A 21130-nucleotide genomic window follows, 5' to 3' on the forward strand; every position below is an offset into this window, starting at 1 on the left:
TCTTTTGTTGATTGGGATTTAGTTTACCGAATCTGTTGTCGAACTCAGCCAGCTGCTTTGGTTTCGATCAGCGGGGCCAGAATCTGGAACATGAAGTCAGACAGAACCCTGTTGCCGTCCGCATTCAGATGGCCATCGTATCTGAAATACAGGTCTTCACCCTTGGTGCTGTATTCCTCAGCGAGGTAGGGCAGCGCTTCGTGCCACTGAAACCCTTGCTCGGCCACCATCCCCTCCATCAGGCGGTCGGGCAGGCCGGGGTCAACCTCGGGATCGGAAGATGTTTTCGCGGCCTGAAGAACCTGAAACAACTGTGGGACAGACACGACCACAAGCTCGGATCCCTGCGACTGAGTGAAGGCTGCCATGCGGGAAAACACCTGCTTTGTCGTCTCGACTTTGGCTTGAAACAGATCGCTCATCGGGGTGGTGAAAAAGGCCTTTCGCGGCGTCATCAGGTACAGTTGGGTATAGGTCTGATCGTTCGCCATCAGCATTCGCTTTAACAGCGTAACCGAGTGTAGCGAGGATTTCTTGATATTCCCCGAGCCTACAACCGAGCTGACATCGCTAAAGGCGACATCAACGCCATCAACGGTCCGAATGGGCTCATTTGCGAACATATCATTGGGAAGAAAGGTCACCAGCACGATATCAGGGTCATATTTTTCGCTTAACCGCTCGAGATACAGCGCCTGTTGAGATGTGTTATATCCCGGAACACCTGCGTTGATCAGCTGAACAGGCATGCCTTGATCCAGGAACTTCTGGGCCAAGAGTTCTGGCCAGATATCGCCCAGCTCATTTGATGCGCCGAAGGTAAAGGAATCTCCCAGCAACAGGATCTTGATGGTTTTTCCATCGTCTAATGCACTGGCCGGAAAGCGGGTTTCACGAAACCCGTTTTCGTCGACTTTATACTCGACCGTGAACTCTGGTGCATTGATGGCGACGACGGTGTTTGGCCTGTTCGTATGCCCGACGACCGGGTCCTTCAATCCAAGTGGACCACCCTCTGGATATGTTGTCAGAACGCCTTGTGGTGACAGCCAACGGATGCCCAGCTCCACACCAGCAAGAAGCGTTGCAGAGATCATCACGATGATCAGAAAGTTCAGAATTTTTGACCGCATTTTTTATCTAACTACCTAGAATACCATTTACTGAATTGGTCCCGTTTTCATGGTAATGACGAGGACGCACAAAACACATTTCTGAATGTTGAGATTAACAGCCCGCACACGTCAAGCGTGAGACGAAAAGAAAGTCACTCCAACACGGATTTGTCAGTCCGTTTCACGTCCTAAAGCCTGTTGGGCCAAAGCAAGGAATTTCTGCCGAGTCTGGTCGATCTTTCGTTTGTTCAGGCTTGGGAACCACCTGCGAACTGGGATCGCCTGCTTATTTCCGAAACTGTCTATCCAGACCCATCGTCCTGAGCCGTCGGCCAACGTCTGATAGACGATGTTGCCGGGGTTCTGGTTACTGACCAAAACGTTCTCTTTGACCAAAATATCAAAATGCGCGTTCAACGAATCCAAGTGATGCGACTTAAGGCGACGGCTTTGGACCATACCAATAAGGCTGGGCGATAGCTGCCCGTCAGGCTCGGAAATCCGCTCGTACATAAGCGCCAGACCCAGGTCCGTCTGAACCACACCTCGCACCTCACATACGGGGATAGGGGCAGCGGATTTCTGGTGACGCACCATAAGATCAAACGACTCGTGAAACTCGCGCAGAAATCCTTTGAACGCCGTCGAGCGTCGAAACATCCGATCAAACCAGGTATCCGTCACAAGATGAGCTTCGTCATCTATCGTCTGAGGTTGCGGGATCTTCAGCAGAGTGTCCGGCAGATCAGGGTGTTGATAGACAAATTGCCGATTACCCTGCGCGATGATCTTACGATCTTTCAACGATAACAGATTTTCGATTCGAGTTTTTTCCATTTCGCCTAACTATAGTGGTTTTGCATTGGAACCAATTATCCGCAGGTGGATAGCCCAAAACAAAATGAAAAAGCCGTCCGTATTGGAACGGACGGCTCATGGTTTCTAACGCCTGAATGCTGATCAAACTCTGTTTTTCAGACGTTACTCTTCGTGGACCAGCTTCCAAGCACCGTTTTCAACAACGCTCACAAACACCGTGTCGGCACCTTGATGGTCGTCCGGCGAAAACGAGATGTGATTTCCAACCAGTTCGTCGTTGTAGTCGAGTGTCTCCATCGCAGCGATAAAACTGTCATGAGTCAGATCGGGGCCGGCGGCGTCCAGCGCCTTAACCATCATTTCAGCCGCAGAATAGCCCAACATCGCAAATCCAACGGGGTCTTCGCCTGTTGCAGCCTTATACTCTTCGATGAAGGCTGCAGGGGCCGGTTGATCCGCGCGGGCCCACAAGTCCAGCCATGAGGCGGCGGCATAAAAACCATCCGTCACGCCACCCGGCACCTGGGCAACGACGGTCAGGAAGCTGGCTGATGTTCCCAAGAATTTCATATCCGTTAGACCCATCTTTTTGGCGGTGCCAACCACAGTGATCGCCTGCCGAACCCCAAGGGCCATGGTGACGATGTCGCAGCCTTCATCTCTGAGCTTGCTCAGAGAGCCCACGAAATCGGTCTCATCGGGCTTGTGGGTGGTTTCTGTGCCAAAACCGATCCCAGCCTCTTCGGCACCCGCCTTGCTGCCTTCCAGAATCTCCTCGCCGAAATCGGTGGGCAGATACATGGTGCAGACTGTTTGCGATCCGAATTCGCTGGCCAGATAGTTCACGCCGACACGCGCCTGATCGAAATAGGTGGAAAAGGACGTGAATTTGTTGCGCACTGGTTCTTGCAGCATTTTCTGCGACGACGTCAAAGGCGCGACATTCGGAATGCCCTTGGGATCCAGCAGTTTGAATCCGGCCAGGTTCATCGGCGTACCCAGAGATTGCAACATCGCAAACACCTTGTCGCGGTTCAGCAACTTGTTGTAGCCCTGCATCGCGCGCGGCATCTGATAGCCATTATCCTCAACCACAAAACGGATGGTCCGACCGTGAACACCACCTGCAGCGTTCACGCGGTCGAACACCACATTGGCGCCTTTGGTGGCTGGGACACCAACAGCGGCGAAGATACCGCTCAGATCATTGACCGAGCCGATTACGATCTCATCATCCGTAACACCCTGTGTCTGAGCGCTGGAGAGTGTCGCGACAGCCGTCAAAACTGTGGCAGCGGACAGCCGTTTAATCAGATTCCTCATTATAATCCTCCCTTTGGATAACGTTTTGTCTAATTGTACATGTCTTCAATAAGATGTTCGTGTTTCTTTTCCACAAAGCTGCGCTTGAGCTTCATTGTGGCCGTCAGTTCGTCATCATCTGCCGTCAGCAGAACATCTATCAGGCGGAAATCCTTGATCTGCTCAACCCGTGCGAAATCCTTGTTTGCGGCACCCACTTCGTCTTTGATCTGGTCCCGAACTTCGGCGGAGGCACAAAGAGAGGCAAAATTCGAGAAGGGGACCTTTCGATCCTGCGCAAATTTCTCCACGTTTTCCTGATCAATCATGATTAGTGCAGTCAGGAACTTGCGCTTATCGCCAATTACAACTGCGTCCGAGATAAAGGGGCTGAACTTGAGACGGCTTTCAATCTCGGCCGGGGCTATATTTTTGCCGCCCGCCGTGATGATAAGATCTTTGAGGCGACCCGTAATGGTCACGAAACCGTCTTGGTCGATCTGGCCCATATCACCAGTACGCAACCAACCATCGGCAGTGAAAGTCTCGGCTGTTTTGGCGTTGTTTCGCCAGTAACCCTGAAAGATGTTCAACCCTTTAAGCTGAATCTCTCCGCCTTCGGAAATACGGACGTCATTAACGGGCACAGCCTTTCCAATGGTTCCGATCCTGTTGTTTCCAAGTGTATTCAATGTCGCCAGGCCCGATGTTTCGGTCATACCAAAACCTTCGACCAGAGGTACACCAATGGCCCAGAACCATTTCAGCAAGTCCGCCGAAATCGGGGCGGCGCCGCTTCCACCGCGCCGCATATTGTCCAACCCCAGCATCCGGCGCAGGTTACGCAAAACCAAACGGTCCCAAAGCCAGTACTGCGCGGCAACACTGGCCGGGACCGGCTTGCCCGCCAGGATAAATTCGGCACGTGCTAGACCCGCCTTTACCGCCATTCCAAAGGCCGCGCGCCCGGTCGAGGTTGCATCCTGGGCCATGATCTGAACCCGAGAATAGATCTTTTCCCATACACGCGGGACCGCCGTAAACGTCGAAGGAGAAACCTCTTGCAGATTTGCGAAAACAGTCTCGGGGCTTTCGGCAAAGTTGACGACAGATTTCGTTGCAAGCGGGAAATATATGGAAACATCACGCTCGAGGATGTGGCAGAGCGGCAAAAAGCACAGCTGTTCATCTGTTTCCAATGCGGGCAAGGAATGAGCGCCGGCTTCGATTGCGGCAAGGATGTTCTCGTGGCTCAGCATTGCGCCTTTTGGCATGCCGGTCGTGCCCGATGTATAAACCAGAAGAGCGGTATCCTGCGGGGATGCCAGCGCGATTTCCGCTTCAAAGCGGTCGGGCTCTTCCATCTCGACATGCTGGCCCAGCTCATAAAGATCGCTGATCATCATGCAGCGGTCGTGGTCCAGATCATGCAGGCCTTCATCCTCGAGGATGATGACCTTCAAAAGGGTCGGCAGATCCCCTTCGACCTCGAGGAACTTGTCCAACTGCTCTTCGTTTTCGACCACCAGGAAACGGCTGTCACTGTCATTGATCAGGTATTTCACCTGGGCGGCCGCATCCGTCGTGTAGATGCCCGAGGCAATCCCACCGACGCCCTGAATGCCCATATCGAACCAGGCCCATTCTTTTCGGTCTTCGGAAAGGATCGAAACGACCTCACCGCGTTTCAATCCCAGCTTTTGCAGGGCGAGGCCGATCCATTTCGCGTGCTGCCAGTAATCCGTCCATGAATAGGATTTCCAGATACCTAAATCTTTCTCGCGATGCGCGGTACGCGCGCCCAAATTGGCACAACGCTTTTGAAAAAGTTGCCCGATGGTTGTGCATTCATCTACATAGACCGGTCGCTGACCGGGATTTGCGTTGTACTGAACACCGTTGATCATGATCTGAGAGGGCAAGGTGCTTATGTTCATGCGCTCACCTCCATGTCTTCTTGCGTTTCCAGCGGCGGTTTTCACGCGCACCTTCTTCCTGCACACCCAGATAGAAGTTCTGGATGTCTTCTGACTGCATCAGCTCATACGCGGGGCCATCCATGACGATGCGCCCGACCTCCATGACATAGCCGTGATGCGCCAGTTCCAGCGCAGCATTGGCGTTCTGTTCAACCAGCATCATCGTCATGTTCTGCTCGTCGTTCAGGCGTTTCAGGATGCCGAAAATCTCTTGCACAAGCAAAGGAGACAGGCCCAGCGAGGGCTCGTCCAGTAACATGATCCTTGGATTTGCCATCAACCCCCTCCCGATTGCCAGCATCTGTTGTTGGCCGCCAGAAAGGGTGCCTGCCTCTTGCGTGCGCCGCTCTTTCAGGATCGGGAAGTAGGAAAAAACCAGTTCGCGGTCATGGTCAATCTGGCCTCGGTCCGAGGATGTATAGGCGCCGAGGCTCAGGTTTTCGTCCACGGTCAGCAGAGGAAATACTTCGCGCCCTTCGGGTACGTGGACGACGCCTTTCTGCACAACTTTATGTGGCTCAGCCCCTTGAATTTCGACCCCGTCAAAGCTGATCTTGCCCTTTTCCGGGTCCATTACGCCGGACACGGTTTTCATCAATGTGGTCTTGCCGGCCCCATTGGCCCCAAGGATCGACACGATCTTACCAGGATGCACATCCAGCGACACGCCCCGGATTGCCATGATTGGCCCGTAAAAACTTTCGACATTGCGAATGGTCAGGATCGGATCGCTCATGACACTTTCCCCAGATAGGCCTCAACCACTGCCGGGTGTGACTGTACCTGCGCAGGGGTTCCCAGTGCGAGCATTGCCCCATCCGCCATTGCAAGGACCCGATCCGAGACGCCCGAGACCAAAGCCATGTCATGTTCGACCATCAGCACCGTAATCCCCATCTGCCGCCGGATATCATCTATCCACCAGCGCATATCGGTCGTTTCCTCGACCGACAGCCCCGAGGCCGGTTCATCCAGCAGTAACAACTTGGGATCGGTGGCCAGGGCGCGGGCAACTTCAACCACTTTGCGCACACCGTAAGGTAGGCCTGATATCATCTTGTCGCGATAGACCTGCAGATCAAGAAAATCGATGATTTCTTCAACCTTTTCACGGTTTTCGATCTCTTGCCGCCGGGCCGACGGCAGGAACAGCACCTCGGATAAAAGTTTTGTCTTGCGGTGCCGATGACGCCCGACCAGCAGGTTCTGCAGAACAGTGGCGTGTTCGAACAGTTCGATATTCTGAAACGTCCGCGCAACACCAAAAGCTGCAACGCCGGACGGTTTCACCTGCAGCAAGTCATGCCCGTCATACCGGATTGAACCCTCTATTGGTTCATAAAAGCGCGAGATCAGATTGAAAACGGTCGATTTACCCGCGCCATTGGGGCCGACTATGGCAAAAACCTCGCCGTCTTCGACTGAAAAGGACAGGTCGTTCACAGCCGTGACGCCACCAAATTTCAAGGTGACATTCTTAAATTTAAGCAGGCTCATCTCAGACGCTCCGTCTTGAGATAGGATTTCTGACGTTTGAACATGTCCTTGCGATAGAAGGGAAACAGTTCGAACCATGTCCGGATTTTCAGCCAACGTCCATACATCCCCATGGGCTCAAACAGGATAAAGGCGATCAGGATCATGCCGAAGATTCCAAATTCCAATCCCGGAATTGCGACGGTGCTGCCCCCGAAAACTGCGCCGACATACTCTTTTGCGATCGACAAAAATTGCGGCAGAAACCCTATGACGACAGCGCCCAGAAATGCCCCGTGGATTGAGCCCAGACCACCGATCACGATCATCATCAGCAACTGAATTGAGATTAGGACGCTGAATGTCTCGTTATTGAACGCGCCCGAGAACATACCCATCAGAGCACCTGCCCAGCCGGTCACAGCGCAGGACAGGGCAAATGAGATCATCTTGGTTTGCGCAATATCAACACCCATCGCCTGGGCCGAGACCTCAGAATCTCGCACGGCGATGAAACTGCGCCCAAGCGGTGCGCGCAGCAGGTTGATATAGCCCAGAGTGACCAGAACCGCGACTGCAAGCACCAGCCAGAAGAATTGGACCGGCGTAGCCCAACGATCGACCATGAATCCAAATATCTCGACCCCGCCGACATATTTACCGGCGACCCCGCCGGTGATCGGCTCGGCCAGGACAATCACGTCATCCATCAGGATCGATAGGGCCATGGTAAAGATTGCCAGGTAGATACCGTGAAGGCGCAGGGCCGGGATAGCAACGGTCACCCCTGCTATCCCGGTCAGGATACCGGCGATCGGGAAGGCCAGCAGGAATGGCAAGCCTGCCTCTATCAAGATGATGTTCGCATAGCACCCAAAAGCCATAAAAGCCGCATGCCCAAGGCTGACCTGTCCGGTATGGCCGGTCAGTATCATCAACCCAAGACCTGCAATCGCCCAGATCAAAACATTTGTCAGCTCACCCAGATAGAATGCGTCCAACCACCATGGAGCGGCGATCACGACGCCTAGAAGGATCAGGTATAGGCTCAGTTGATACCGGTCTTTCCAAGGCCGGATATCTTGCATGTAACTGGTCTTGAAAATGATCCGCATGGCTTAAACCTTTTTGACCCTAACTTGGCTGAACAGCCCATTGGGGCGAAAGATTAGGACAGCCAACAACAGCGCATAAGGTGCAATCTGACTGTACCCAGCAGCGATATAGCGACTGGCAAACGGTTCGATTACGCCAACGATCAAACCTCCAGCCAATGCTCCAGGTAAACTTCCGAATCCGCCAATGACCGCAGCGGCGAAGGCCTTAATGCCCAGAAGTCCGGTTGCCGGGTCCACGGATCCTTTGGCGGCAAACAAAATGCCTGCGATACCCGCAACCATGCCGGCCAACGCCCAGATGAAACCCTGCACTCGTTTTACCGGGATTCCCATATAATAGGCCGCCAGCTGATTTTGTGAGGCACCCTGCATTGCAAGCCCAAGCTTGGTGCGACTGAAGAACTGGTACAGCCCCCAGGTCAGCAGAACGGTCACGACGATAACCGCCACGTCCTCCATCCCCAGTACAAGGCCGCCGAAATGCACTTCTTTTCCGGCCAGTGGATTCTGTAGCGTCTGCGGTTCGTGCCCCCAGATCAGACCGGCCACAAAGCGGATTACAAAGCCCAGGGCGATGGTCAGAATGACCACGGCCGTCTGGCTTTCCCCGAAAAGTCGCCGAATGATCAACCGGTCCAGCAAGTACCCCAGCACGCCCATGATCCCCAACGAGATCGGCAAGGCCAGCCAAAAAGGCAGCCCCATATATTCGGCATTTGTAAGCCCGATGGTAACAAAGGCGCCCAGCATCATGAGGTCACCCTGTGCGAAGTTCACTGCCTCGGTCGCCTTGTAAATCAGAACAAATCCGAGCGCGATCAGCCCATAGACACAGCCATTCGCCAGCCCGCTAATCAGCAGCTGCGCATTATCCAAACTCACCTCCCTATACCGGTTGCTCCGGGTTCATTTAGATCCCGGGCCTCCTCCTTAGCCCGGGGTTTGTACTACTATGGCGTGATAATTACCTTTCCGTCACTCTTTTGCAGTGCATCGACCAGCCCGGACATAACATTTTTTAATGTAAGCTTTTCTGAAACATCTGTTTTCCAACGCCCGTCCGCAAAGCGGGCCTGAACCTCGGCAACGACACGTACCACATCTTCGCGAGGCGTCGCTGTCATCCATTGTGTCAGCCAAAACCCTTCGATTTTCTTACCCATAAAGATGAGCTGTCCCGTCTGCGTTAGTTTGGGCAGTTCAGGGCTGAGCTTGCCATAACACACCCAGCGCGCACCTTTCGGCATCGCACAGAAAATCTGTTCGGAAATCTGGTCGGCGACGGCATCCAGAAAGACCCGAGGTTTAAGCTCTTTGCTAAGCGCTGCGAATTTCTGCAGCATGTCGGGGTCTGATGTTACCAGCACGTCATGAGCGCCCAGCTCTTTCAATGCAGCAACGGTCTCAGCGCGTCTCACGATCGCAATCGGCTTGAGCCCAAGATCGCGACCGAGGCTGCACATAAGCTTGCCCAACTGACTGGTTGCGGCAGATACGATAAAAGCATCTCCGGCCTGACGCGCCAGATCGACCATCGCCATGGCCGTCATCGGGTTCACAATCTGTGCTGACCCGTCGTCATCCGAGATATCCGGGCGCAGTGGAATACACATTTGTGCATCGGTCAGAGCGTACTCGGCCCAGGCACCGGAAAGAGTGGCCATGAATGCCACGCGCTGTCCCTGCAAACCCTCGGCTCCGGCACCGGTGGCGACGACGTCTCCACATCCCTCAAACCCGGCCGGAGATCCCTTTACCCTAGGCTGCCCGTATTCACCCTTGATAAAATGGAGGTCGGACGGATTAACCGATGATGCCCTCAGGCGGATCAGAACCTGACCTGCGCCCGGCTCGGGCACAGGCATTTCCGTTTCGGCCAGCCAATCAGACGCATTTTGGATGTTGGGACCAGTGGCTTTGCCCGAATACCCATGATGTGTTTGAACGATCGCAAACATGGAAGAGGGAAGGGGGGTCATGAGCGTACCTTTTCTGAACGATAGGAAACTGTCGGGTCCTGCTTGACTGCATCAAACCAACAATTTCGAAAATGATGGCCATGATCGACATCAACCGTGGCATATGTGTTCAGATCAGCCAAGCAAATGGCCAAAGGCGCGTCAATCGAACTATTCTTTGACGTAGGGAAAGACCGCCTGTTTCGGCGGTCTTTCTAATTCTTACTGACCAGTCAACAGGGCCTGAAGTTCCTGAATTTTCAGCGCGATTGTTGCAGGTGAGGCTTTGATATCATCGAGAATACCAACCGCTTTTACCTTCAGTTCTTCTGCCAGTGTGCTTTCCTGAACTGAGGCCACCATGGCGTCATAGTCAAAGTTATCAACACTCATAGCGCCGCTCTCAACCCAGGAATTCAGCAGCTCTTGCCCCTGGTTGGTGAGGGCAGCGACCTCTTCTCCAGCCTGATCGGCCAGCTCAGTCGCTGTTTCACCGGCTTGAGTGGCTAGGTCAGACGCGGCTTCGCTGGACTGTTCGACGATTTCAGCCGCCTGTTCCGTAACGGAAGACGCAGCTTCACCAGCCTGTTCGGTAACCGATTCTACGGCTTCAGACACGGCGTTTCCGGTTTCTTCAGCGGCGGCTTGCGGCTGTTCGACCGGAGCGGCAGGTTGATTCAGATAGTAATAGATTGCGGCGCCAACGCCGGCGACGACGACCCCTAGCAAGATTATACGCGACATGGGATTCTCCTTTGAAATATGTGTCGCCGAGATGGGGGGAAACTAGCGGACTGGAAAGGGGAATTCGTGGAACATCCTCTCAGAACAAGGGATTGAGCCAGTGTACGCCGATCTGGGCCGATCCCATGGCAATAACACGCCAACGTTGAACAACCAGTGGCCGAGATGCCATTCTTGTCAACCGACCCACAGGGTCGCACAAATGCCTGTTCAGCAGGGAAGCACAGAAACTAAGAATTCTCGTAGGAACGCGCGCAAAGCGAATAAGGCGACAAAGGCCTGCATTTCAGGTGCTTGAGCTAAATTCCGGAAAGCTGGTTACCAATCATGCGCTGAATGGCTGATGGCGGAGAGACAGGGATTCGAACCCTGGGTGGGCTTGCACCCACAACGGTTTTCGAGACCGCCCCGTTCGACCACTCCGGCACCTCTCCGCGGGGGTCTGTGAGGGGGGGATTTAGTGATGAACACCCGGGGGTGCAAGCAGAAAGTTTCATAATTTATCAATCCCAGGATTTTCCGTTGCCAGATGCCGCAAAACCCCTAGGCTTCTGTACATGAGACATTTTACGCACCACATCACCACCGCCCTTTCGCTGTTTCTTTTCACAGTATTCATGCTGCCAATCCCGGCATCCGCTGCCGGGCGCGATACGATCGAGGCATTCTTGACCACAACCGGTTTCGACGTTGCCCTTGAAAGTATTGCTCTGGCCTCGGCCTCGGCACCTCAGATGTTGGGTTTTGACCCCGATGGATTCGGGTCGGACTGGGCGCGGCTGACCGAAGAAGTTTTCGATACCAAAGACATGCATGAAACTGCAGTTTCGATTTTAGAGCAGACGCTCAGCGATCAGGCGCTAAATCACGCGGTAGAATTCTATGCATCAGATCTGGGTCAACGACTGGTCTCTGCTGAAAACGCTTCCCATCTGATCGAGGATGACGAAGCGAAACAACAGCAGGGGCAAGAGATAGTCGCTCAACTTGTCCGCGAAGGCTCTCAACGTGTTGAGAGTCTAAAAAGGATGAACACTGCCATCGACTCGAGCGGTACTTCTTTGCGCGCCCTTCAGGAAATACAAATCCGGTTCCTCCTCGCCGCCAGCGCTTCAGGTGTGATCGAACTGCAGTTGGATGCAGATGAATTGCGCGCAATGATGAAACAGAACGAAACCGGGATGCGACAGGCCTTACAGCTTTCTGCACTTGCCGGTGCTGCTTATACCTATCAGGATTTCTCGGATGCGGATGTCATCACCTATGTCGAGGCGTTGGAACAGCCTTTAATGCAGGAAGTCTACGAACTTTTGAACGCCATTCAGTATGAGATAATGGCTATGAAATTCGAAGTCCTGGCAACCAAAATGGCCGAGCTTCACCCCGCACAGGACATCTGATGCGCATTCTGATCGTTTTTGCCCTGATCTTCTGGGCCACATCATCCGGCGCCGTGGAAAAAGCGGATCGGCTGGCGCAAGCAATGCGTCTGGAGAACCTGATCGAAATCCTCCTGTCCGAAGGCGGAAAGATGAGCCAAGAGATGGACGCCACTTTGTTGGATGGCAACGGTGGCGCTCTGTTCGAAACTCGGGTCGAGGCGATTTATGATCCCGATTGGATGTATGATCAGTTGGTCCAGGGATTCCGGCAAAGCCTGGATGAAGTGCATTTGGAACGCGCCATCGCCTTTTTTGAAAGCGATCTTGGCCAGACCATCGTTTCCCTTGAGAATTCCGCACGGCTTGCATTTGTTGATCCGGCAATCGAAGACTTGGCAAAACAGGCCTATTTCGAAAACACCAAAGACAGCATGCAGTTCAAACTGGTCGAAGAGTACATACTGGCCAACGACCTGATCAAACAGAACGTGCGGAGCGCTTTGAGCGCGGATTACAACTTTTTCAGGGGGATAAATGACGGCCAGGTTCTCGATGACAGCGACCTTCTGGACAACCTTCTGCTGCAAAAGGACGGGATCGAGCAAGAGACAGAAACCTGGCTGTATTCCTTTCTGTTGATGGCCTATAACCCTCTGAGCAACGCCCAAATGCGCAAGAACATCGCGTTTTCTCGAACGGATACAGGGCAAGCGCTGAACAGCTCACTGTTCGAAAGCTTCGACAGTATGTATGATCAGATCTATTACGATCTGGGAAAGGCGGTAGCGGCTGTCTTACAGGGCTCTGATCTTTAGTCGCCATTTCATGTTGACTTTCCTCTGCAATCTTTGGATAAGCGCCCATCCCGGCCGGAATCTCCGCGCCGGGTATCGTTATTATTGACCCAAGGGGCTGATCCATGGGTCATTCACACAGCCCGAAAAAGGGCGCGCTGTTCGAGGTGGCTGAGGCCGAAAACACCCGCAAGGGGACCACAGAACGCGGGTTAGACAAAGGAAAGACGCATGTTTGCGGTCCTCAAGACTGGCGGCAAGCAGTACAAGGTTCAGGCGGGTGATATCCTCCGCGTTGAAAAATTGGCTGCCGACGCAGGTGAAAAAGTTCAATTCAACGATGTTCTGATGCTGGGCGGTGACGCTCCGGTTGTTGGTGCACCGTTTGTAGATGGTGCAGCCGTTCAGGCCGACGTGATCGAACAGATCAAGGGTGACAAGGTCATCAACTTCGTCAAGCGTCGTCGTAAGCACAGCTCGAAGCGTACCGTTGGTCACCGTCAGAAACTGACCCTGGTCAAGATCACCGACATCCTGTCGTCGGGCGCTGACAAGTCGGGCATCAAAGCTGCAACCGGTTCCGCGCCGGCTGGCGAAGCTGCTCCGGTGGCAAAAAAGCCTGCCAAGAAAGCTGAAGCAAAAGCAGAGGCGCCTGCCGCTGTTGCTGCTGCAGACGATCTGACCGCGCTGAACGGTGTCGGCCCAGCCGCTGCCAAAAAGCTGAACGAGGCCGGTATCGAGAGCTTTGCCGCTCTGGCCGCCTTGTCGGACGAGCAGATTGCTGCTATCGAAACGGTCAAAGTGAAACCCGAATGGGTTGAGCAGGCCAAAGAGCTTGCTAAAGGCTAAGGAGAGAGAGAATGGCACATAAAAAAGCTGGCGGTTCCTCCCGTAACGGTCGCGACTCAGCTGGTCGCCGCCTTGGCGTGAAACTGTATGGTGGCCAGGCCGCCATCTCAGGCAACATCATCGTGCGTCAGCGCGGCACCAAGTTCTGGCCGGGCGAAGGCGTAGGCATTGGCAAAGATCACACCATCTTTGCAACTGTTGATGGCGCTGTGAAGTTCCACAAAGGCCTCAAAAACCGCACCTTTATTTCGGTCCTGCCAGTGGCGGAGGCCGCAGAGTAAGCCGAAACCCATAAGGTTTGAAAATTCTTGGGGGACCGGCAGAAAATGCCGGTCCCTTTTCTCGTTTTAACACAGGTTCGATCAAACAGTCCGATGACAGTCGCAACCACCAGTTTCCTGATCTTTGCCGCCAGTCAGGTCGGCACGCCGGGACCGGCCAATATGGTCCTGCTGGGAACCGGTGCGCGTTACGGGTTTCGGGCAGCGCTGCCTTTTGTGGGCGGCGTCATTCTGGGCAAGCAGCTAATCATCTGGCCGGTGGGCTTTGGGTTGCTGCAATTGGCGGATCAGGCGCCGGCGGTGTTTGCTGTTCTGAAATACGCCTCGGCGGCCTATATCATGTGGCTGGCCTGGAAGATCGCCAACACGCGGCTGTCCCGGCAAGAGGCTGATGGCGCAGCGCCAGGGTTTCTGGCTGGATTGATTGTTCATCCGCTCAATCCCAAGGCCTGGGCCATGATCGTTGCGGGGTTCACGGGGTTTGTCGCCGTCGGAACACCAACTTTTGAGGCAACGCTCGCAATCGCGGCTTGTTTGTTGATTTGTCAGGTGATTCTTCATCCAATCTGGACATTTGCCGGAGATAGAATTGCCCACGCGGTTGAAGGTCGGCCGATGGAAAAATATCTGATGTGGACGTTAGCAGGTCTCACTGTTGCGTCTGTACTTTTTGTGTTGTTCGGAGGAGGAACGCACCTATGAAACTTGAGACGATCATAAACCAGCCGGTCATAGAAACCGAGCGGTTCGATCTGCGCCCTCTGCGCCGGTCGGATCTGGGTCTCATCGAACATTATGCCGGAGATGAACGGGTTGCGCGTATGACGACAAGGATTGCGCACCCTTTGCCGCCCGGCGCGGTTGAGGCCTTTGTGACCCGGTCCATGGCCGAAGACCGCAGCGAGGATGTCTGGGCGATGGACGCGACCAAGGATGGCGGTCCGGAGCTGATAGGCCTGATCTCGCTGGAACGCCTGGATCGCAACCAATCCGAGGTCGGCTATTGGGTAGCTCCTGTCTATTGGAACACCGGGATCGCATCTCTGGCGGTCGAAGCACTGGTTGTCGCCAATCCGCTTGAAAACACGTCGATGTTCGCAAGCGTATTTCAGGACAATCCAGCCTCAGCCAGGGTGCTGACGCATTGTGGTTTCGAATACCTGGGTGATGCCGAAATCTATTCGGTGGCGCGTGATGCGAACGTGCCCACTTGGACATACAGTAAAAAACTCTGACTTGTGGCCGGTGGGGCCCTTGCAGTAGGGGACAGTCATGAAATTTCTCGATCTTGCAAAGGTCTACATCCGGTCCGGGGCCGGCGGTGGCGGCTGCGTTAGTTTTCGGCGCGAAAAGTACATTGAATACGGCGGTCCCGATGGCGGGGACGGCGGTAAAGGTGGCTCTGTCTGGGTCGAAGTTGTGGATGGGTTGAATACCCTGATCGACTTTCGCTACCAGCAGCATTTCTTTGCCAAGAACGGTCAGCCTGGCCGTGGGCAGCAGCGCACCGGAAAAGATGGTGATGACATCATTCTTCGCGTCCCGGTCGGCACTGAGATCCTGGACGAAGACGAAGAAACGGTTATCTGCGATCTGACAGAGGTGGGCCAAAGCGTCCTGCTGGCCAAGGGCGGCAATGGCGGTTTTGGCAACCTGCACTTCAAATCGGCCACCAACCAGGCTCCTCGTCGGGCTAATCCGGGTCAGGCAGGTATCGACCGCACGATCTGGCTGCGCCTGAAACTGATTGCCGATGTCGGCCTGTTGGGAATGCCTAATGCCGGCAAATCGACCTTTCTTGCTGCGACATCGAACGCACGCCCCAAAATTGCCGATTACCCCTTTACCACCTTGCACCCCAATTTGGGCGTGGTGGGTGTCGACAATGTGGAATTCGTGGTGGCCGACATCCCCGGTCTGATCGAGGGCGCACATGAAGGACGTGGCATCGGAGACCGTTTTCTGGGCCATGTCGAACGCTGTGCGGTATTGCTGCATTTGGTTGATGGCACCTCGGAAAGTGTGGCCGAAGACTATCGCACGATCATTCACGAGCTTGAAGCCTATGGTGGTGAGTTGGCCGATAAGCCTCGCATCACCGTCTTGAACAAGGTCGACGCCCTAGATGACGAGGAACGCGAACTGGCCAAGACCGAGCTTGAAGAGGCCGTCGGAGGCTCCGTAATGGCAATGTCTGGTGTGGCACATCTGGGTGTAACCGACGTCCTGCGGGCTTTGCGCGGTCGGATAGACGATGACCGCGTGCGCCAGAAACCCGCCGAGGAGGAACTGCCTTGGCAACCCTGACCGCAGCCAAACGCCTCGTGGTCAAGATCGGATCCGCCTTGCTGGTGGATCGGAACACAGGGTTGCTGCGATCTGATTGGTTACATTCGCTTGCTCAGGACGTCGCATGGCTGAAGGGGCAGGGGACCGACGTCATTTTGGTCTCATCGGGGTCAATCGCGTTGGGGCGTGGCGTTTTGGGTCTGCCCATGGCCACGCTTCCGTTGGAACAGTCGCAAGCCGCCGCCGCTGTCGGGCAAATCCGGCTGGCCCGCGCCTATGAAGAAGCGCTGACGCCTCACAACATTACCACTGCACAAGTGCTCGTTACGCTGGAGGATAGCGCGGATCGTCGCCGCTATCTGAATTCACGCGCCACCTTGGAAACGCTGCTGGGGCTGGGTGTCGTTCCGATTGTCAACGAAAACGATACAGTCGCCACGGATGAGATACGATATGGCGACAATGATCGGCTGGCGGCACAGATTGCCGTCACTGTTGGCGCCGACCAGTTGATCCTGTTGTCGGATGTTGATGGGTTCTACTCGGCCAATCCAAATGAGGATGCCTCGGCCAAGCGGTTTGACGTCATCGAAGACATCACGCCCGAGATTGAGGCGATGGCGGGTGATGCCGGTTCCGGCCTATCAAAGGGCGGGATGAAGACCAAACTGTTGGCGGGAAAAATGGCCACGGCTGCTGGTTGCGACATGGCGATCACCGAAGGCTCCCCTCTGAACCCGTTGAAAATGCTTGAAAACGGCGCGAACTGTACATGGTTCATCGCGACTGTTGACCCGCATGCCGCACGCAAACGCTGGATTTCAGCGATGAAACCCCGGGGTGAGATCGTTGTAGACGCGGGGGCCGCGCGGGCGCTGAGCAATGGCAAAAGCCTGTTGCCAGCAGGAATAGTCGAAGTGTCCGGAGATTTCGGGCGCGGTGATCCTGTTTCGATCATGGACCCACAGGCGCGACGGCTTGCGCAGGGGCTCAGCCGCTATACCGCGCAAGAAGCAGACGCTATCAAGGGGCGCAAATCGACCGAGATCGAAGCCACTCTAGGCTATCCTGGCCGCGCGGTGTTGATCCACCGCGATGATCTGGCTGTTTGACAAATTGACTGAAAGGCACCTGAGATGAAGGATTTCGACAGCATCCCCGACCTGATGGCCGATCTTGGGAAACGCGCCAAGGCCGCCGCTGCCGAGCTGGCATTTGCAAGCGCCGAGCGTAAACACGCAGCCCTGATTGGGGCCGCCGAGGCTGTTTGGGCCAATCGTGAACAGATCATTGCGGCCAATAAGAAAGATATGGAATTCGGGCGCGACAAAGGGTTGAGCCCGGCGATGATGGATCGCCTGATGCTGGATGAGGCCCGCATTCAGGGCATGGTCGACGGGCTGCGCGCCGTTGCAGAGCAGGCCGATCCTGTTGGTGAGGTTCTGACCGAATGGGACATGCCCTCGGGCCTGAACATCCAGCGTGTGCGCACGCCTCTGGGCGTGATCGGCGTGATCTATGAGAGCCGCCCGAATGTCACGGCGGATGCGGGAGCGTTGTGCCTGAAATCCGGGAACGCGGTCATCCTGCGTGGCGGATCAGAGGGTTTCCATTCCTCGACAGCCATCCATGCCTGTTTGGTTCAGGGTCTGAAATCGGCGAACCTGCCTGAGGATGCCGTTCAGCTTATCCCAACCCGCGACCGGGCGGCGGTTCAGGAACTCCTGACCATGACCGATTATGTCGACGTGATCGTTCCCCGTGGGGGCAAAGGGCTGGTCGGGCTAGTCCAGCGCGAGGCCCGGGTCCCGGTATTTGCCCATCTGGAAGGCATTGTGCATATCTATATCGACAAGGCCGCTGACCCCCAAAAGACGCTGGAGGTGGTTTTGAACGCCAAAACCCGTCGTACCGGAATCTGCGGTGCTGCCGAATGTCTGCTGATCCATCAGGATATCGCTGAAACGCTGGGACGGGATGTCATATCGGCGTTTCTGGCCGCAGGTGTCGAAGTACACGCCGAAGGTACTTTGGCCGTTGATGGCACTATCGCGGCCACTTCTGATGATTGGGGCAAAGAGTTTCTGGATAGTATCATCGCGGCCAAGCCGGTGACTGATATCGACGCCGCCATTGCTCATATCCGCAGGTTTGGGTCGAACCATACCGATTGCATCATGACCGAGGATCCCGCTGCAGCTGCCCGGTTCTTTGAACGGCTTGATAGCGCGATCCTGATGCATAACGCCTCAACCCAATTCGCCGATGGCGGTGAGTTTGGCATGGGGGCCGAGATTGGCATCGCCACCGGAAAGATGCACGCGCGCGGCCCCGTAGGGGCGGCTCAACTGACCAGTTTTCAGTATCTGGTGCGCGGTTCAGGGACTGTTCGGTCTTAGAACCGGATTTCGACGCGAGTTGAGGCCGTATCGGTCGCGACCCGCCGTCCCATCGACGATGCGGATTCAGGCAGCAGCGCAAATTGAACCTGCGCCGGGGTGACCTTGTTGGTAAACCGTCCGCTGGGCAGGTTCTTCCATAGCTCGGTTTCCAGCTTCAATTTGTCCGCGGTCCCTGTCACAGACCAGTTCTTCCCGTCGTTTACGATCGTTACATCCCCGCCAAATGGCATCGCGCTTTCGCAGCACATCAACGCCAGAAAGGCCAGTTTCACCTGATTACGCGGTACCGCTTCGGTCAGGTTCCAGTTGACGCGAACACGACCTGCGCGTTCGACATCATTCAACAGCTCTAAAACCTCGGCCCGCCCAAGGGGATGATCGCTGGCCGACCCAAAAGCGACCCTGAAAAAGCGGATGCGTGCGCCGGCGCTGCCGACACTTCCCGCGATCAGTTCCATCTCGGGGCCTTGCACCGCGCCAACCATTTCAAGCAGCTCCAAGCCGTTGGTGATCGCCCCGATCGGGCTGATCAGATCGTGGCAGATCCGCGAGCCGATCAGTTCGGCCAGGTTGACGTCCAAGTCGCTCATGCGTACCTCCTGCTGTATCTGCCGCCGGACCGGAGCCCCTTGATGACAGATCTGAATGCCATTCTCGCACCGGGCATGTATGTCCGCCACCCCGATTTCCCCGATTGGGGCATTGGACAGGTACAATCCAACATCGCAGGTAAGATCACCGTAAACTTCCGCGAGCAGGGAAAAGTGGTAATCGACGGGACACGCATCGCCCTGATGCCGGTCTTTGATCCGTGAAACTGGTTTAAGAAAGGTTAACGTTTGATCGAAGCGCTCTATGTTGCCATTCCCCTGAAACCTGCGGTATCAGCGCGGAAACAATACGGAACCTCTGATGCCGGACGCAGGCCCTTCTTTCACCGTCAAACTCGCCGAAAATGACACCGAATTGCGGGCTGCACAGCGGTTACGCTATGACGTGTTCATACGTGAACTGGGCGGCGGTGGGGAAATGGTCGACCACGATGCCGGGCTGGAGCGTGACAGGTTCGATCCCTATTTCGATCACATGTTGGCGGTTGACGATCAATCTGGCAAAGTTGTTGGCGTTTACAGGCTGTTACCAGGTGATCGTGCTTCTGAAATCGGACAGTTCTATTCCGAAGATGAATACGATCTTTCCATCTTGAAACAAGGCGGACGCAAGCTGTTGGAGTTGGGACGTTCATGTCTACATCCCGATTATCGCGGCGGCACAGCAATGTATCACCTGTGGAACGGGTTGGCCGCCTATGTTGCCGAGCGCGAGATCGAGGTCTTGTTCGGCGTCGCCAGTTTCCACGGCACCGATCCTCAAGCTCTGGCTCAGCCTTTGTCCATGTTACATCACAATCACCTTGCGCCTCCGGACCTTCGGGTTCGGGCTCAGCCCGAAGTGTTCCAGCCCATGGATATGCTGGATAGCGATAAACTGGATCGGCGCGCAGCGATGGTGCAGGTTCCAGCACTGATAAAAGCATACCTGCGTCTCGGCGGGTTTGTGGGCGAGGGTGCCTTTATCGACCATATGTTCAATACCACCGATGTTTGCCTTATCCTCGACACGGCGCGGATGAATGAGCGACAACGGCGCATCTATGGTGGAGCGTAACGTGATGAGTGACGCCTCATGGCACAGTGAAGACGCACCTGACCCAATCAATCTGGGGGTCTGCGGATGGCTATTGGTCTTCCTTCGGGGTTTACCACTTGCTGTATTTGTATTCAGCGGGCTGATTGTCCTGCTGATCCTTCGCATGATCGAGCGCCCGCTCTATGGGGTTCACCGTCCGGTCACGCCCTTCATCACGCAGTTCGTATGCCGTAATGCGTTCCGGATTCTCGGGATTAGCTACCGTACAACCGGCGAGCTTATGACCCAGCGTGGTGCGGTTGTTGCGAACCATTCCTCGTGGCTTGATATTTTTGCGCTGAATGCCCGTAAAAGAATCTATTTTGTCTCGAAGGCCGAGGTAGCCAAATGGCCCGGTATAGGCTGGCTGGCGCGAGCGACAGGTACTGTTTTCATCGAGCGCGACCGCAAGAAGGCACGCGAACAGACACTTCTGTTTCAGGAGCGCCTGACAGCCGGTCACAAGCTGCTGTTTTTTCCAGAGGGTACGTCGACCGACGGTCTACGGATTTTACCATTTAAAACAACACTTTTTGCGGCATTCTTCACCGAAGATCTACGCGATTTCATGTATGTTCAACCGGTGTCGGTCGTTTACCATGCACCTAAGGGTGAGCCTGACCGGTTTTATGGCTGGTGGGGTGACATGGATTTTGCACCGCATCTGTTAAAGACTTTGGGAGCACGTCGCCAAGGTGGCGTAGAGCTAATTTATCATTCGCCAGCCAAGGTCAGCGACTTTGAGAACCGAAAGGCCCTGGCCGCCTATTGCGAAGATACCGTGCGTCAGGCGCACAGCCTTGCGCGGCTTGAAAAATAGGGCGATTGGCCCTTGCACTGCCTGAAAACCTGCCGTATACGCGCGCCATTCAAACCCGCAGGCGGGGTTTGGGCTTTATAGGGGAGACATCCTTATCTGGCCCGCCGGTTGGA

Annotated in this window: 23 protein-coding genes and 1 tRNA gene; 12 read left to right on the top strand and 12 right to left on the bottom strand. The window is 55.0% G+C overall.

Annotated elements, in window-relative coordinates:
• Positions 1-44: 44 nt before the first annotated feature.
• From AC2FLB_RS00765 to AC2FLB_RS00815, 11 genes are all read right to left on the bottom strand, one after another.
• Entirely contained in the window at positions 45-1133 is a 1089-nt protein-coding gene (locus AC2FLB_RS00765) for an SGNH/GDSL hydrolase family protein (RefSeq protein ID WP_496708440.1), read from the bottom strand.
• A 153-nt stretch (positions 1134-1286) separates the two neighbouring features.
• Entirely contained in the window at positions 1287-1952 is a 666-nt protein-coding gene (locus AC2FLB_RS00770) for a YrbL family protein (protein WP_496708441.1), read from the bottom strand.
• Between the two features lie 144 nt (positions 1953-2096).
• Positions 2097-3257 (bottom strand): ABC transporter substrate-binding protein, encoded by a 1161-nt coding sequence (locus AC2FLB_RS00775; RefSeq protein WP_281994628.1) that lies wholly within the window; start codon positions 3255-3257, stop codon positions 2097-2099.
• Positions 3258-3286: 29 nt separating this feature from the next.
• The gene (locus AC2FLB_RS00780; RefSeq protein ID WP_496708442.1) at positions 3287-5173 is read right to left on the bottom strand and encodes an AMP-dependent synthetase/ligase; all 1887 of its coding nucleotides are present in this window, start codon (positions 5171-5173) and stop codon (positions 3287-3289) included.
• 4 nt (positions 5174-5177) lie between these two features.
• Positions 5178-5951, bottom strand: a complete 774-nt coding sequence (locus tag AC2FLB_RS00785; RefSeq protein ID WP_496708443.1) for an ABC transporter ATP-binding protein — start codon at positions 5949-5951, stop codon at positions 5178-5180.
• Positions 5948-6712: an ABC transporter ATP-binding protein gene (locus tag AC2FLB_RS00790; RefSeq protein ID WP_496708444.1), complete on the bottom strand. Its 765-nt coding sequence runs from the start codon at positions 6710-6712 to the stop codon at positions 5948-5950. The genes AC2FLB_RS00785 and AC2FLB_RS00790 overlap by 4 nt, the downstream gene beginning before the upstream one ends.
• Positions 6709-7806, bottom strand: a complete 1098-nt coding sequence (locus tag AC2FLB_RS00795) for a branched-chain amino acid ABC transporter permease (RefSeq protein WP_496708445.1) — start codon at positions 7804-7806, stop codon at positions 6709-6711. Before AC2FLB_RS00795 ends, AC2FLB_RS00790 begins: the two co-directional genes overlap by 4 nt.
• 3 nt (positions 7807-7809) lie before the next feature.
• Entirely contained in the window at positions 7810-8685 is an 876-nt protein-coding gene (locus AC2FLB_RS00800; RefSeq protein WP_496708446.1) for a branched-chain amino acid ABC transporter permease, read from the bottom strand.
• Between the two features lie 74 nt (positions 8686-8759).
• Entirely contained in the window at positions 8760-9788 is a 1029-nt protein-coding gene (locus AC2FLB_RS00805; protein WP_496708447.1) for a zinc-binding dehydrogenase, read from the bottom strand.
• A 201-nt stretch (positions 9789-9989) separates the two neighbouring features.
• Positions 9990-10511: a hypothetical protein gene (locus AC2FLB_RS00810; RefSeq protein ID WP_281972111.1), complete on the bottom strand. Its 522-nt coding sequence runs from the start codon at positions 10509-10511 to the stop codon at positions 9990-9992.
• A 344-nt stretch (positions 10512-10855) separates the two neighbouring features.
• Positions 10856-10945: transfer RNA gene (locus AC2FLB_RS00815), tRNA-Ser, on the bottom strand.
• A gap of 183 nt (positions 10946-11128) precedes the next feature.
• Between AC2FLB_RS00815 and AC2FLB_RS00820 the strand changes: the two genes are divergently transcribed.
• From AC2FLB_RS00820 to AC2FLB_RS00860, 9 genes are all read left to right on the top strand, one after another.
• Positions 11129-11911 carry a DUF2059 domain-containing protein gene (locus AC2FLB_RS00820; RefSeq protein WP_496708668.1) on the top strand — a complete coding sequence of 261 codons (783 nt, stop codon included), beginning with the start codon at positions 11129-11131 and terminating at the stop codon, positions 11909-11911.
• Positions 11911-12708 carry a DUF2059 domain-containing protein gene (locus AC2FLB_RS00825; RefSeq protein ID WP_281994622.1) on the top strand — a complete coding sequence of 266 codons (798 nt, stop codon included), beginning with the start codon at positions 11911-11913 and terminating at the stop codon, positions 12706-12708. The genes AC2FLB_RS00820 and AC2FLB_RS00825 overlap by 1 nt, the downstream gene beginning before the upstream one ends.
• Before the next feature lie 210 nt (positions 12709-12918).
• The gene (locus tag AC2FLB_RS00830) at positions 12919-13536 is read left to right on the top strand and encodes a 50S ribosomal protein L21 (protein WP_496688073.1); all 618 of its coding nucleotides are present in this window, start codon (positions 12919-12921) and stop codon (positions 13534-13536) included.
• A gap of 11 nt (positions 13537-13547) precedes the next feature.
• Positions 13548-13817 (top strand): 50S ribosomal protein L27, encoded by a 270-nt coding sequence (gene rpmA, locus AC2FLB_RS00835; RefSeq protein WP_120635433.1) that lies wholly within the window; start codon positions 13548-13550, stop codon positions 13815-13817.
• A gap of 93 nt (positions 13818-13910) precedes the next feature.
• Entirely contained in the window at positions 13911-14519 is a 609-nt protein-coding gene (locus tag AC2FLB_RS00840; RefSeq protein WP_496688076.1) for a LysE family translocator, read from the top strand.
• Positions 14516-15052 (top strand): GNAT family N-acetyltransferase, encoded by a 537-nt coding sequence (locus AC2FLB_RS00845; protein ID WP_142633834.1) that lies wholly within the window; start codon positions 14516-14518, stop codon positions 15050-15052. Before AC2FLB_RS00840 ends, AC2FLB_RS00845 begins: the two co-directional genes overlap by 4 nt.
• 37 nt (positions 15053-15089) lie before the next feature.
• The gene (obgE, locus tag AC2FLB_RS00850) at positions 15090-16124 is read left to right on the top strand and encodes a GTPase ObgE (protein ID WP_496708448.1); all 1035 of its coding nucleotides are present in this window, start codon (positions 15090-15092) and stop codon (positions 16122-16124) included.
• Positions 16112-17218: a glutamate 5-kinase gene (gene proB / locus AC2FLB_RS00855; protein WP_496708449.1), complete on the top strand. Its 1107-nt coding sequence runs from the start codon at positions 16112-16114 to the stop codon at positions 17216-17218. The genes obgE and proB overlap by 13 nt, the downstream gene beginning before the upstream one ends.
• Before the next feature lie 24 nt (positions 17219-17242).
• A complete protein-coding gene (locus tag AC2FLB_RS00860) occupies positions 17243-18505 on the top strand; it encodes a glutamate-5-semialdehyde dehydrogenase (protein WP_496708450.1) in 1263 nt (420 codons plus the stop codon).
• On the opposite strand, the gene AC2FLB_RS00865 is transcribed toward AC2FLB_RS00860, so the two are convergent.
• Complete coding sequence (locus AC2FLB_RS00865) at positions 18502-19098, bottom strand: histidine phosphotransferase family protein (protein WP_496704611.1); 597 nt, start codon at positions 19096-19098, stop codon at positions 18502-18504. The two genes, AC2FLB_RS00860 and AC2FLB_RS00865, sit on opposite strands and share 4 nt — an antisense overlap.
• 42 nt (positions 19099-19140) lie before the next feature.
• Here AC2FLB_RS00865 and AC2FLB_RS00870 point away from each other — a divergent pair, with 42 nt between their 5' ends.
• The 3 genes from AC2FLB_RS00870 (at position 19141) to olsA (ending at position 21017) form a co-directional block, all read left to right on the top strand.
• The gene (locus AC2FLB_RS00870; protein WP_271947102.1) at positions 19141-19323 is read left to right on the top strand and encodes a DUF3553 domain-containing protein; all 183 of its coding nucleotides are present in this window, start codon (positions 19141-19143) and stop codon (positions 19321-19323) included.
• Between the two features lie 97 nt (positions 19324-19420).
• The gene (gene olsB, locus AC2FLB_RS00875; protein ID WP_496688091.1) at positions 19421-20176 is read left to right on the top strand and encodes an L-ornithine N(alpha)-acyltransferase; all 756 of its coding nucleotides are present in this window, start codon (positions 19421-19423) and stop codon (positions 20174-20176) included.
• Positions 20177-20180: 4 nt separating this feature from the next.
• Positions 20181-21017, top strand: a complete 837-nt coding sequence (gene olsA, locus AC2FLB_RS00880; RefSeq protein WP_271948058.1) for a lyso-ornithine lipid O-acyltransferase — start codon at positions 20181-20183, stop codon at positions 21015-21017.
• The last annotated feature ends 113 nt before the right edge of the window (positions 21018-21130 follow it).

It is taken from the genome of Ruegeria sp. CDSA236, from assembly GCF_059611285.1.

Bases quoted from the DNA above. Each gene is read 5' to 3' on its own strand.
- AC2FLB_RS00765 (WP_496708440.1), bottom strand. From the start codon at position 1,133: ATGCGGTCAAAAATTCTGAACTTTCTGATCATCGTGATGATCTCTGCA.
- AC2FLB_RS00770 (WP_496708441.1), bottom strand. From the start codon at position 1,952: ATGGAAAAAACTCGAATCGAAAATCTGTTATCGTTGAAAGATCGTAAG.
- AC2FLB_RS00775 (WP_281994628.1), bottom strand. From the start codon at position 3,257: ATGAGGAATCTGATTAAACGGCTGTCCGCTGCCACAGTTTTGACGGCT.
- AC2FLB_RS00780 (WP_496708442.1), bottom strand. From the start codon at position 5,173: ATGAACATAAGCACCTTGCCCTCTCAGATCATGATCAACGGTGTTCAG.
- AC2FLB_RS00785 (WP_496708443.1), bottom strand. From the start codon at position 5,951: ATGAGCGATCCGATCCTGACCATTCGCAATGTCGAAAGTTTTTACGGG.
- AC2FLB_RS00790 (WP_496708444.1), bottom strand. From the start codon at position 6,712: ATGAGCCTGCTTAAATTTAAGAATGTCACCTTGAAATTTGGTGGCGTC.
- AC2FLB_RS00795 (WP_496708445.1), bottom strand. From the start codon at position 7,806: ATGCGGATCATTTTCAAGACCAGTTACATGCAAGATATCCGGCCTTGG.
- AC2FLB_RS00805 (WP_496708447.1), bottom strand. From the start codon at position 9,788: ATGACCCCCCTTCCCTCTTCCATGTTTGCGATCGTTCAAACACATCAT.
- AC2FLB_RS00810 (WP_281972111.1), bottom strand. From the start codon at position 10,511: ATGTCGCGTATAATCTTGCTAGGGGTCGTCGTCGCCGGCGTTGGCGCC.
- AC2FLB_RS00820 (WP_496708668.1), top strand. From the start codon at position 11,129: ATGCTGCCAATCCCGGCATCCGCTGCCGGGCGCGATACGATCGAGGCA.
- AC2FLB_RS00825 (WP_281994622.1), top strand. From the start codon at position 11,911: ATGCGCATTCTGATCGTTTTTGCCCTGATCTTCTGGGCCACATCATCC.
- AC2FLB_RS00830 (WP_496688073.1), top strand. From the start codon at position 12,919: ATGTTTGCGGTCCTCAAGACTGGCGGCAAGCAGTACAAGGTTCAGGCG.
- rpmA (WP_120635433.1), top strand. From the start codon at position 13,548: ATGGCACATAAAAAAGCTGGCGGTTCCTCCCGTAACGGTCGCGACTCA.
- AC2FLB_RS00840 (WP_496688076.1), top strand. From the start codon at position 13,911: ATGACAGTCGCAACCACCAGTTTCCTGATCTTTGCCGCCAGTCAGGTC.
- AC2FLB_RS00845 (WP_142633834.1), top strand. From the start codon at position 14,516: ATGAAACTTGAGACGATCATAAACCAGCCGGTCATAGAAACCGAGCGG.
- obgE (WP_496708448.1), top strand. From the start codon at position 15,090: ATGAAATTTCTCGATCTTGCAAAGGTCTACATCCGGTCCGGGGCCGGC.
- AC2FLB_RS00860 (WP_496708450.1), top strand. From the start codon at position 17,243: ATGAAGGATTTCGACAGCATCCCCGACCTGATGGCCGATCTTGGGAAA.
- AC2FLB_RS00865 (WP_496704611.1), bottom strand. From the start codon at position 19,098: ATGAGCGACTTGGACGTCAACCTGGCCGAACTGATCGGCTCGCGGATC.
- AC2FLB_RS00870 (WP_271947102.1), top strand. From the start codon at position 19,141: ATGACAGATCTGAATGCCATTCTCGCACCGGGCATGTATGTCCGCCAC.
- olsB (WP_496688091.1), top strand. From the start codon at position 19,421: ATGCCGGACGCAGGCCCTTCTTTCACCGTCAAACTCGCCGAAAATGAC.
- olsA (WP_271948058.1), top strand. From the start codon at position 20,181: ATGAGTGACGCCTCATGGCACAGTGAAGACGCACCTGACCCAATCAAT.